General features: G+C 64.9%; 5 protein-coding genes, 2 tRNA genes and 1 pseudogene. 3 read left to right on the top strand and 5 right to left on the bottom strand.

The genetic code is table 11. The annotated features are described in order from the left end of the window. Positions 1-117 precede the first annotated feature (117 nt). From XcuCFBP2542_RS18150 to XcuCFBP2542_RS18135, 4 genes are all read right to left on the bottom strand, one after another. Positions 118-193: transfer RNA gene (locus XcuCFBP2542_RS18150), tRNA-Glu, on the bottom strand. Between the two features lie 47 nt (positions 194-240). Then, a tRNA-Ala gene (locus XcuCFBP2542_RS18145) sits at positions 241-316 on the bottom strand. A gap of 93 nt (positions 317-409) precedes the next feature. Then, positions 410-871, bottom strand: a complete 462-nt coding sequence (locus XcuCFBP2542_RS18140; protein ID WP_167526903.1) for a c-type cytochrome — start codon at positions 869-871, stop codon at positions 410-412. An 8-nt stretch (positions 872-879) separates the two neighbouring features. Beyond that, positions 880-1290 carry a c-type cytochrome gene (locus XcuCFBP2542_RS18135; RefSeq protein WP_104605575.1) on the bottom strand — a complete coding sequence of 137 codons (411 nt, stop codon included), beginning with the start codon at positions 1288-1290 and terminating at the stop codon, positions 880-882. Between the two features lie 204 nt (positions 1291-1494). On the opposite strand from XcuCFBP2542_RS18135, the gene XcuCFBP2542_RS18130 reads away from it, so the two are divergent. The 3 genes from XcuCFBP2542_RS18130 to XcuCFBP2542_RS18120 are packed head-to-tail and all read left to right on the top strand — an operon-like array spanning position 1495 to position 9217. Then, a complete protein-coding gene (locus tag XcuCFBP2542_RS18130) occupies positions 1495-2628 on the top strand; it encodes an efflux RND transporter periplasmic adaptor subunit (RefSeq protein WP_104605573.1) in 1134 nt (377 codons plus the stop codon). Continuing rightward, positions 2625-6131 (top strand): efflux RND transporter permease subunit, encoded by a 3507-nt coding sequence (locus tag XcuCFBP2542_RS18125; protein WP_104605571.1) that lies wholly within the window; start codon positions 2625-2627, stop codon positions 6129-6131. Before XcuCFBP2542_RS18130 ends, XcuCFBP2542_RS18125 begins: the two co-directional genes overlap by 4 nt. Next, positions 6128-9217, top strand: coding sequence for an efflux RND transporter permease subunit (locus tag XcuCFBP2542_RS18120; RefSeq protein WP_104605569.1), 3090 nt, complete (start codon positions 6128-6130; stop codon positions 9215-9217). The genes XcuCFBP2542_RS18125 and XcuCFBP2542_RS18120 overlap by 4 nt, the downstream gene beginning before the upstream one ends. Before the next feature lie 265 nt (positions 9218-9482). Here XcuCFBP2542_RS18120 and XcuCFBP2542_RS18115 read toward each other — a convergent pair. Further along, positions 9483-10632 (bottom strand): annotated as a pseudogene (locus XcuCFBP2542_RS18115) (hypothetical protein); the annotation flags it as partial.

Raw genomic sequence — 10632 nt, 5'->3', positions numbered from 1 at the left:
CCGCACCGAACGAAGCTTCCCCAGAGTCGTCAAGAACCGCGCTTCGAAGTTCCCAACGAAAAATGCCAATCAGCGTTAACTGACTGGCATTGGGCAGTGCCGGGGTTTTAGGATGATTGGCGTCCCCACGGGGATTCGAACCCCGGTGTCCACCGTGAAAGGGTGGTGTCCTAGGCCTCTAGACGATGGGGACGCGTATCAAAACCTCGTTGTCCAATCCAGACGGCCTAATGTCTGGAGTGGTGGAGCCAGGCGGGATCGAACCGCCGACCTCCTGCATGCCATGCAGGCGCTCTCCCAGCTGAGCTATGGCCCCACGAAACTGAGAACGAAATGATAGCGGCCTGTTAATGTTCGCGCAAGCGCTTTTTCATTCCGATTGAGACGGCGCGCGCGTGGGGCATGCGCGTCATTGGACGCCGTGCAGGTCGCGCAGCTGTGTCTGGCGCGACCCGAAGTAAGCGGCGAGATCGGCAATGTCCTGGTCGCTGAGCGCAGTGGCCTGCGCGGTCATCAATGGATGCTGGCGATCGCCGCTGCGGTACGCCTGCAGCGCATGCGCCAGATAGTCGCCGTATTGCCCGCCGAGCTTGGGATAGCTGGGGTCGATCGGTACGTTGCCGTCGGCACCATGGCAGTCCACGCAACTCTGCCCAGTGGCTTTGCCCTTGGCATGCGCAAGCGTGTCGCCGGCGTTTGCACGACCGGTGGGCAACCCGGCCGAGGAACTGGAGCCGTGTTCGCCGCTGGCATGGCCGGCATCGCCGGCGGAATGATCGGGGGATTCGACCTGGGATTGGGAGCAGGCCGCCAGCGTGAGGGCAGCGACCAGGACGATGGCTAGACGCGGAGCGTGCAGGGCGTTCGGCATGTGGGCGCTTATTTGAGAGTGGACAGGAAGGCGGAGATGTCGGCGATGTCCTGCTCGGAGAAACTCTGCGCCTGGGCCTGCATGGTCGGATGCTTGCGCTTGCCCTGGCGGTATTCGATCAGCGCCTGGGTCAGGTATTGGCCGGACTGGCCCCCGATCTTGGGCACGCGATAACTGGGGTAGGCATTCTTGTAGCCGGTGACGCCGTGGCAGCCCTGGCAGGTGTAGGCGAGCAGGCGGCCCTTGGTCGGATCGCCGGTGGGCGCGGCAGGCGCCGCTGTGGCAGTGGCAGGCACTGTCGTGGAGGCAGGCGTCGGCGTGGCCGGTGCTGCAGGGGTAACTGGCGGTGTCGCTGATGCGCCCCCAAACGGCAGGAAGACGACCAGAGCGAGACAAGCGGCGAGCGGCTGCGGGCGCATGGTTTCGTATCCGGAAGACTGATTGAGCGTCCGCACGTGGGGGCGTGACGGAACCGGACCGAGTATGCCTGCGATTTGGCGCGGCGCAAACCGGGTGAATACGCGAAGTTGAACAGACCATGACCTTTGGCGCATTGGCGACATGAGTATCCAGGTGGTCTACTTGCCTACAACACCTGTTCACGCATCCACTAGGACACGACGATGTCGCCACTCTCCTTCCTACCCCGTTTCAGCGGCCCCTGCGTTGCGGCGCTGTTGATGACCACCAGCCTGGTATTGGGCGGTTGCAAGGCTGGCGACGGCCAGGCCAAGGCAGCGGACGAAAAGAAGGTCGTGGATGCCGTGCCGGTGGAGGCGACCAAAGCCGCGCGCCGCGCGGTGGCTGCCAGCTACACCGGTACCGCAGCGCTGGAGCCGCGTGCGGAAGCGCAGGTGGTGGCCAGGACCTCCGGGGTGGCGCTGGCGGTCCTGGTGGAAGAAGGCCAGAAGGTGGCGGCCGGCCAGGCGCTGGTGCGGCTGGACCCGGACCGTGCGCACCTGGCCGTGGCACAGACCGAGGCGCAGTTGCGCAAGCTGGAAAACAGTTATCGCCGCGCCACCCAACTGGTGGGCCAGCAATTGGTGAGCGCAGCCGATGTGGACCAGCTCAAGTTCGACGTGGAAAACAGCCGCGCGCAGCACCGGCTGGCGTCGCTGGAGCTGTCCTACACCACGGTGCAGGCGCCGATTTCCGGTGTGGTTGCCTCGCGCTCCATCAAGACCGGCAACTTCGTGCAGATCAACACGCCGATCTTCCGCATCGTCGACGATTCGCAGCTGGAGGCCACGCTCAACGTGCCCGAGCGCGAACTGGCAACGCTCAAATCCGGCCAGCCGGTGACCTTGCTCGCCGATGCGTTGCCGGGCCAGCAGTTCGTGGGCAAGGTGGACCGCATTGCGCCGGTGGTGGATTCGGGCAGCGGCACGTTCCGGGTGGTGTGCGCCTTCGGCAAGGGCGCCGAATCGCTGCAGCCGGGCATGTTCGGGCGCATCCGTATCGATTACGACCAGCGCAAGGACGCCCTGGTGATTCCGCGCCTGGCGCTGCTGGACGACGGCGAGCCGGCGGTGTTTGTGGTGCGCAATGGCAAGGCCAGCCGGGTGCCGGTGAAGCTGGGCTACGCCGAAGGGCCGTGGCTGGAAGTGCGGCAAGGCCTGAAGGAAGGCGACCAGGTGGTGACGGCCGGCAAGGTGGCGCTGCGCGATGGCACCACGGTACAGGTGATCGGCCAGCCGGATCGCAAGCCGGTGGCGGCCAAGGCTGTGGCCCCCGTGCGTGATGAGACCAAGGCATGAGCGAGCACGCCAACCCGCACGGTCCCGTGCACGACCCACATGCGCCATCGCCCGGTGGCGGGCTGGTCGCCTTCGCCACGCGGCGGCGGGTGACCATCGCGATGATCACCGTGACCATGCTGCTGTTCGGCCTGATCGCGCTGCGCAGCCTCAAGGTCAATCTGCTGCCGGACCTGAGCTATCCCACGCTCACCGTGCGCACCGAATACACCGGCGCGGCGCCGACGGAGATCGAGACGTTGGTGACCGAGCCGGTGGAGGAAGCCGTTGGCGTGGTCAAGAACCTGCGCAAGCTCAAGTCGATCTCGCGCACCGGGCAGAGCGATGTGGTGCTGGAGTTCGCCTGGGGCACCAACATGGACCAGGCCGGGCTGGAGGTACGCGACAAGATGGAAGCGCTGTCGCTGCCACTGGAAACCAAGCCGCCGGTGCTGCTGCGCTTCAATCCGTCCACCGAGCCGATCATGCGCCTGGCGCTGTCGCCCAGGCAGGCGCCGGCTTCTGACGCCGATGCGATCCGCCAGCTCACCGGGCTGCGCCGCTACGCCGATGAGGACCTGAAAAAGAAGCTCGAACCGGTGGCCGGCGTGGCGGCGGTCAAGGTCGGCGGCGGGCTGGAAGACGAGATCCAGGTGGATATCGACCAGCAGAAGCTCGCCCAGCTGAATCTACCGATCGACACCATCATTACCCGGCTCAAGGAGGAGAACGTCAACCTCTCCGGCGGGCGGCTGGAAGAGGGTTCACAGCGCTATCTGGTGCGTACGGTCAATCAGTTCGTGGATGTGGAGGAGATCGGCAACATGCTGGTCACCACGCAGAGCAGCAGTCGCAGCGCCGCCGATGCAGCAATGCAGCAGATGTATGCAATCGCCGCCTCCACCGGTTCGCAGGCGGCGCTGGCGGCGGCGGCCGAAGTGCAGAGCACCTCCTCGTCGTCTAGCAGCAGCATCGCCAGCGGCATGCCGGTGCGATTGAAAGATGTGGCGCAGGTACGTCAGGGTTACAAGGAGCGCGAGGCGATCATTCGCCTGGGCGGCAAGGAAGCGGTGGAACTGGCGATCTACAAGGAAGGCGATGCCAATACCGTGTCCACGGCAGCGGCGCTGCGCCAGCGCCTGGAGCAACTGAAGGCGACGGTGCCGGGCGATGTGGAGATCACCACCATCGAGGATCAATCGCACTTCATCGAACATGCGATCAGCGATGTGAAAAAAGATGCAGTGATCGGTGGCGTACTGGCAATCCTCATCATCTTCCTGTTCCTGCGCGATGGCTGGAGCACCTTCGTGATCAGCCTGTCGCTGCCGGTGTCGATCATCACCACGTTCTTCTTCATGGGCCAGTTGGGGCTGAGCCTCAACGTGATGTCGCTGGGTGGCCTGGCCTTGGCCACTGGCCTGGTGGTGGACGACTCCATCGTGGTGCTGGAGAGCATCGCCAAGGCGCGCGAGCGCGGCCTGAGCGTGCTGGATGCAGCCATGGCCGGTACCCGCGAGGTGAGCATGGCGGTGATGGCCTCCACCCTGACCACCATCGCGGTGTTCCTGCCGCTGGTGTTCGTCGAAGGCATTGCGGGGCAGTTGTTCCGCGATCAGGCGCTGACGGTGGCGATCGCCATTGCGATCTCGCTGGTGGTGTCGATGACGCTGATTCCGATGCTGAGTTCGCTCAAGGGCGCGCCGCCGATGGCGTTTCCGGATGAGCCGAGCCACCCGCAGTGGCAGCCCGAGCAGCGCTGGCTCAAGCCGGTGGCGGCCGGTCGTCGCGGTGCAGGGACCAGTGTGCGCTACGCCTTCTTCGGCGCGGCGTGGGCGGTGGTGAAGCTGTGGCGCGGGCTGAGCAGGGTGGTGGGGCCGGTGATGCGCAAGGCCAGCGATGTGGCGATGGCGCCGTATGGCCGCGCCGAGCGTGGCTATCTGGCCATGCTGCCGGCGGCCTTGCGCCGGCCGTGGTTGGTGCTCGGCCTGGCCGCTGCGGCATTCATCGGCACCGTGCTGCTGGTGCCGCTGCTGGGCGCGGACCTGATCCCGCAGCTGGCGCAGGACCGCTTCGAGATGACGGTGAAGCTGCCTTCCGGCACGCCGCTGGCGCAGACCGATGCGCTGGTGCGCGAGTTGCAGCTGGCGCACGACAAGGACCCGGGTATCGCCTCGCTGTATGGCGTCAGCGGCAGCGGCACGCGGCTGGATGCCAACCCCACCGAAAGCGGCGAAAACATCGGCAAGCTCACCGTGGTGATGGCCGGTGGCGGTAGTGCGGAAGTGGAAGCGGCGACCACGCAGCGGTTGCGTGGCAGCATGGTGGTGCATCCAGGCGCGCAGGTGGATTTCGCGCGGCCGGCATTGTTCAGTTTTTCCACGCCGCTGGAAGTGGAATTGCGCGGGCAGGATCTGGGTGAGCTGGAACAGGCTGGGCAGAAGCTGGCCGCACGGCTGCGCGCCAATGGTCACTATGCGGACGTGAAGTCCACGGTGGAAGAGGGTTTCCCGGAAATCCAGATCCGCTTCGACCAGGAGCGCGCCGGTGCGCTGGGGCTGACCACGCGGCAGATTGCCGATGTGATCGTCAAGAAGGTGCGCGGCGATGTGGCCACGCGCTACAGCTTCCGCGATCGCAAGATCGATGTCCTGGTGCGTGCGCAGCACAGCGACCGTGCCAGCGTGGAGGCGATCCGTCAGTTGATCGTCAACCCCGGCAGCAGCCGGCCGGTGCGTCTGGCGGCAGTGGCCGAGGTGATGGCAACCACCGGTCCCAGCGAGATCCATCGTGCCGATCAGACGCGGGTGGCAATCGTGTCGGCCAGCCTGAAGGACATCGACCTGGGCGGTGCGGTGCGCGAAGTGGAGACGATGGTGCGCAAGGACCCGTTGGCCGCCGGCGTGGGCATGCATATCGGCGGCCAGGGCGAGGAACTGGCGCAATCGGTGAAGTCGCTGCTGTTTGCGTTCGGGCTGGCGATCTTCCTGGTCTATCTAGTGATGGCCTCCCAGTTCGAATCGCTGCTGCATCCGTTCGTCATCCTGTTCACCATCCCGCTGGCGATGGTGGGTGCGGTGCTGGCATTGCTGATGACCGGCAAGCCGGTGTCGGTGGTGGTGTTCATCGGCCTGATCCTGCTGGTGGGCCTGGTGACCAAGAACGCCATCATCCTGATCGACAAGGTCAACCAGTTGCGCGAAGAGGGCGTGCCCAAGCGCGAGGCCTTGATCGAAGGCGCACGCTCGCGCTTGCGGCCGATCATCATGACCACGCTGTGCACGTTGTTCGGCTTCCTGCCGCTGGCAGTAGCGATGGGTGAGGGTGCGGAAGTGCGTGCGCCGATGGCGATCACCGTGATCGGTGGCCTGCTGGTGTCCACGCTGCTGACCTTGCTGGTGATCCCGGTGGTGTACGACTTGCTGGACCGTCGTGCCGATGCCTACTACCTGGAGCGCGGCCGGCGCATGGCGCGTCGGCAGGCGCCGGAAAGCGGCCATGCCGACGGCCTGGAGGCGTTATGAGCGTTGCCGCTTTCAGTATCCGCCGCCCAGTCACCACCATCATGTGTTTCGTCTCGCTGGTGGTGGTGGGGCTGATCGCCGCGTTTCGGCTACCGCTGGAAGCCTTGCCGGACATTTCCGCACCGTTTCTGTTCGTGCAGTTGCCGTATACCGGCTCCACCCCGGACGAGGTGGAGCGCAACCTGGTGCGGCCGGCGGAAGAAGCCTTGGCCACGATGACCGGCATCAAGCGCATGCGCTCGACCGCCACCGCCGATGGCGCCAACATCTTTATCGAGTTCAGCGACTGGGACCGCGATATCGCCATCGCCGCATCGGATGCGCGCGAGCGGCTGGACGCCATCCGCGACGATCTGCCGGACGATCTGCAGCGCTTCCATATCTTCAAGTGGTCCAGCAGCGACGAACCGGTGCTCAAGGTGCGCCTGGCCAGCCAGGCCGACCTGACTGGTGCGTACGACATGCTCGACCGCGAGTTCAAGCGGCGCATCGAGCGCATCCCCGGCGTGGCCAAGGTAGAGATCTCCGGCGCACCGCCAAACGAGGTGGAGATCGCGATCACGCCGGACCGGCTCACCGCGCACGACCTCAGCCTCAACGATCTGAGCGAGCGTCTGGGCAAGCTCAATTTTTCGGTGTCGGCCGGTCAGATCGACGACAACGGCCAGCGCATCCGCGTGCAGCCGCTCGGCGAGCTGCGCGACCTGCAGGAACTGCGCGAGCTGGTGCTCAATGCCAAGGGCCTGCGCCTGGGCGATATCGCGCAGGTGCGCCTCAAGCCCACGCGCATGAACTACGGACGCCGGCTGGATGGGCGCCCGGCAATCGGCCTGGATATCTACAAGGAACGCAGCGCCAACCTGGTGGACGTCTCGCGGCTGGCCTTGAAGGAAGTCGAAGACATCCGCGCAGAACCTGCGATGCGCGACATGCAGATCAAGGTGATCGACAACCAGGGCAAGGCGGTGACCTCGTCGCTGGCCGAACTGGCCGAGGCCGGCGCGGTCGGCCTGCTGCTGTCGATCACGGTGTTGTTCTTCTTCCTGCGGCATTGGCCATCGACGTTGATGGTGACGCTGGCAATCCCGATCTGCTTTGCGATCACATTGGGCTTCATGTACTTCGTCGGGGTCACGCTCAATATCCTGACCATGATGGGGCTGCTGTTGGCAGTGGGCATGCTGGTGGACAACGCCGTGGTGGTGGTGGAAAGCATCTACCAGGAACGCGAGCGCCTGCCAGGGCAACCGCAACTGGCGGCGCTGCTCGGCACCCGCAACGTGGCGATTGCGCTCAGCGCCGGCACCTTGTGCCATTGCATCGTGTTCGTGCCGAACCTGTTCGGCGAGACCAACAACATCAGTATCTTCATGGCGCAGATCGCGATCACCATCTCGGTGTCGCTGCTGGCCTCGTGGCTGGTGGCGATCAGCCTGATCCCGATGCTGTCGGCGCGCATGAAGACGCCGCCGATGGTGACCTCCGAGCGCGGCATCATCGCCCAGCTGCAACGGCGCTATGCACGCATCCTGACGTGGACGCTGGCGCACCGTGGCTGGAGCGTGTCCGGAATCGTCCTGGTGAGTGCGATCAGCCTGGTACCGATGAAGCTGACCAAGGTGGACATGTTCGGCGGGGATGGCGGCAACGAAGCCTTCATCCAATACCAGTGGAAGGGCTCGTACACACGCGAGCAGATGGGCGAGGAGGTCGGCCGCGTCGAGCAGTATCTCCAGGCCAATCGCGCCAGGTACCACATCACCCAGATCTACTCGTGGTTCAGCGAGGTGGAAGGCGGCAATACCGTAGTGACCTTCGACGCGGGCAAGGTCAAGGACCTGCCGCCGTTGCTGGAAAAGATTCGCAAGGCGCTGCCACGCTCGGCAAGTGCCGATTACAGCATCGGCAACCAGGGCGGCGGTGACGGCAGCGGCAACCAGGGCGTGCAGGTGCAACTGGTGGGCGATTCGACCGAGGCGCTCAAGGCGCTGGCCGACGACGTGGTGCCATTGCTTGCGCAGCGCAAGGAGCTGCGCGACGTGCATGTGGATAACGGCGACCGCACCAGCGAACTGGCGATCCGCGTCGACCGCGAACGCGCCGCGGCATTTGGCTTCAGTGCCGAGCAGGTGGCCAGTTTCGTGGGCCTGGCGCTGCGCGGCACGCCATTGCGCGAGTTCCGGCGTGGCGATAACGAGGTACCGGTGTGGGTGCGTTTTGCCGGCGCCGAGCAGAGCAAGCCGGAAGACCTGGCCGGCTTCACCGTGCGCACCAAGGATGGCCGCAGTGTCCCGCTGCTGTCGCTGGTGGACGTGCAGATCCGGCCTGCCGCTACCCAGATCGGGCGCACCAACCGCCAGACCACGCTGACCATCAAGGCCAATCTGGCCGACAAGGTCACCATGCCGGAAGCGCGTGCGGCGATGGAAAAACCGCTCAAGGCCATGCGCTTCCCGGCCGGTTACAGCTATACCTTCGACGGCGGCGACTACCAGAACGATGGCGAGGCGATGGGCCAGATGGGGTTCAATCTGGTGATCGCGCTGGTGATGATCTACGTGGTGATGGCGGCGGTGTTCGAATCGCTGCTGTTCCCGGCGGCGATCATGAGCGGGGTGCTGTTTTCGATCTTCGGGGTGTTCTGGCTGTTCTGGATCACCGGCACCGCGTTCGGGATCATGTCCTTCATCGGCATCCTGGTGTTGATGGGCGTGGTGGTGAACAACGGCATCGTGATGATCGAGCACATCAACAACCTGCGCCGCCGCGGCATGGGGCGCACGCAGGCGCTGGTGGAGGGCTCGCGCGAACGGCTGCGGCCGATCATGATGACCATGGGCACTGCCATCCTGGCGATGGTGCCGATCTCGTTGACCAGCACCACCATGTTCAGCGACGGCCCGCCGTACTTCCCGATGGCCCGCGCCATCGCCGGTGGCCTGGCGTTCTCGACCGTGGTGAGCCTGCTGTTCCTGCCGACGATCTACGCGATTCTCGATGACATGAGCAGCGGTGCAGCGGCACTGGTGCGACGTGCGCGTGGTGTGCCCAAGGCGATGCCGTCCAATGCTGCGTTGGAGTCCTGAGCAACGCACTCAGCAGGACTCGACAAGGTCACGCGCATCCAAGCACCTCTCCCGTCGGGAGAGGGGTTGGGGTGAGGGTACGGTGTCCCGGTTAGTGCCGAGCATGCGGCTGTCAGTCACTGACTTCGGCGGCAGGCGGCAGCGCAACCGGGCATGAGGGTCGGCAGGGATTAGTGTAGAAAACAGCCAAAAGTGAGCTAGCTCATTGAGTGAGAGGTTTATTACACCCATCCCTGCCAACGCTCAGGTAATCCCCGACTGAGCCTCACTGAGGAAATAGGTCCATCAACCATGCCATCTCCTCTTCGTTGAATGCCGGGAAATCATCCGCCGCCCCTGCGAAGGGGTCCGCGTCTTGTTCCCAGATCATGGTGCTGGACGCTGCCAGATCGGCCTCCATGGGTGTACCAGGATCCGGGAGGCCGCCCCCGATCCTGGTACGCAGGCGTTTTACACCCCAGCTGAGGGGGGGGGCATGCAGCCCATCGCGCTGTTCGGGAACGCGCACCTCGACAGTTTGCTGTGCGAAGGAGCCGGTGACAGAACTCTCCGATCGGGACCGTTTACGGCTGCTGCTTGCCAGCGCCTGGCCCGCCCGGTCTATTGGGCTGGGCGCATCCAGCTCACGCTCCAGCGAATCGGCGAATGCATGCAAAGACGCCTGGTCCGGCGTTTGAGCCGAAGCAAAGGACGGTTTGGCCCCTTTCATCCCTGATGCCTGGAGGATACGGTGCCAACGCTGCGGGGCTGGGGGGAGCGTTCCACTGCGGGCTTCGAGTTCGGTGACGCCCACTCTGCGAAATAGCTGTAACAACCCGTGCCTGCTCATCCCGAACTGCGTCATGGCTTCATCAAATGCTTGCGCTGGGTGGGAGTGGCACTGGAAAAAACTCAGCACGCGAGCCACTTGCGCGTGGTCGGCAACGCGATGGGACGGGCGTTCGGGAAGACGGCGATTGGTTCTTTTGATCAAGGTCGGCGCGTGCGGCAATCCCTTTTTCACTGCCTCCAGCGCAGGACGCCCGCCGAGGCAGGCCAAGGCGACGAGGTGGTCGTTGGTCAACGCGGCCAACGCCTGATCAGGGCGAGATAACTGGGCAAAAATGCTCTCCAGCGCCTGCTTGCCGCCATCGTGGCTGGCGATGGCCACCACCTGGTCCGGGGTCAGGCCATGGGCCTGGCACAGCACCGGCAACAGCCGCTGCACCGTCTCCAGCGCCTGCTTGCCGCCATCGTGGCTGGCGATGGCCACCACCTGGTCCCGGGTCAGGCCATGGGCCTGGCACAGCACCGGCAACAGCCGCTGCACCGTCTCCAGCGCAGGCTTGCCGCCGTTATTGCTGGCGATGGCCACCACCTGGTCCGGGGTCAGGCCATGGGCCTGGCACAGCACCGGCAACAGCCGCTGCACCGTC

The sequence above is a fragment of the Xanthomonas cucurbitae genome, assembly GCF_002939885.1.
Lineage (GTDB): Bacteria > Pseudomonadota > Gammaproteobacteria > Xanthomonadales > Xanthomonadaceae > Xanthomonas > Xanthomonas cucurbitae.
Note: the sequence above shows the minus strand (reverse complement) of the source record. Positions and strands in the feature narration are given on the sequence as shown.

Excerpts from the sequence above, each read along its gene's own strand:
- XcuCFBP2542_RS18120 (WP_104605569.1), top strand. The coding sequence starts at position 6,128 with ATGAGCGTTGCCGCTTTCAGTATCCGCCGCCCAGTCACCACCATCATG.
- XcuCFBP2542_RS18125 (WP_104605571.1), top strand. The coding sequence starts at position 2,625 with ATGAGCGAGCACGCCAACCCGCACGGTCCCGTGCACGACCCACATGCG.
- XcuCFBP2542_RS18135 (WP_104605575.1), bottom strand. The coding sequence starts at position 1,290 with ATGCGCCCGCAGCCGCTCGCCGCTTGTCTCGCTCTGGTCGTCTTCCTG.
- XcuCFBP2542_RS18140 (WP_167526903.1), bottom strand. The coding sequence starts at position 871 with ATGCCGAACGCCCTGCACGCTCCGCGTCTAGCCATCGTCCTGGTCGCT.
- XcuCFBP2542_RS18130 (WP_104605573.1), top strand. The coding sequence starts at position 1,495 with ATGTCGCCACTCTCCTTCCTACCCCGTTTCAGCGGCCCCTGCGTTGCG.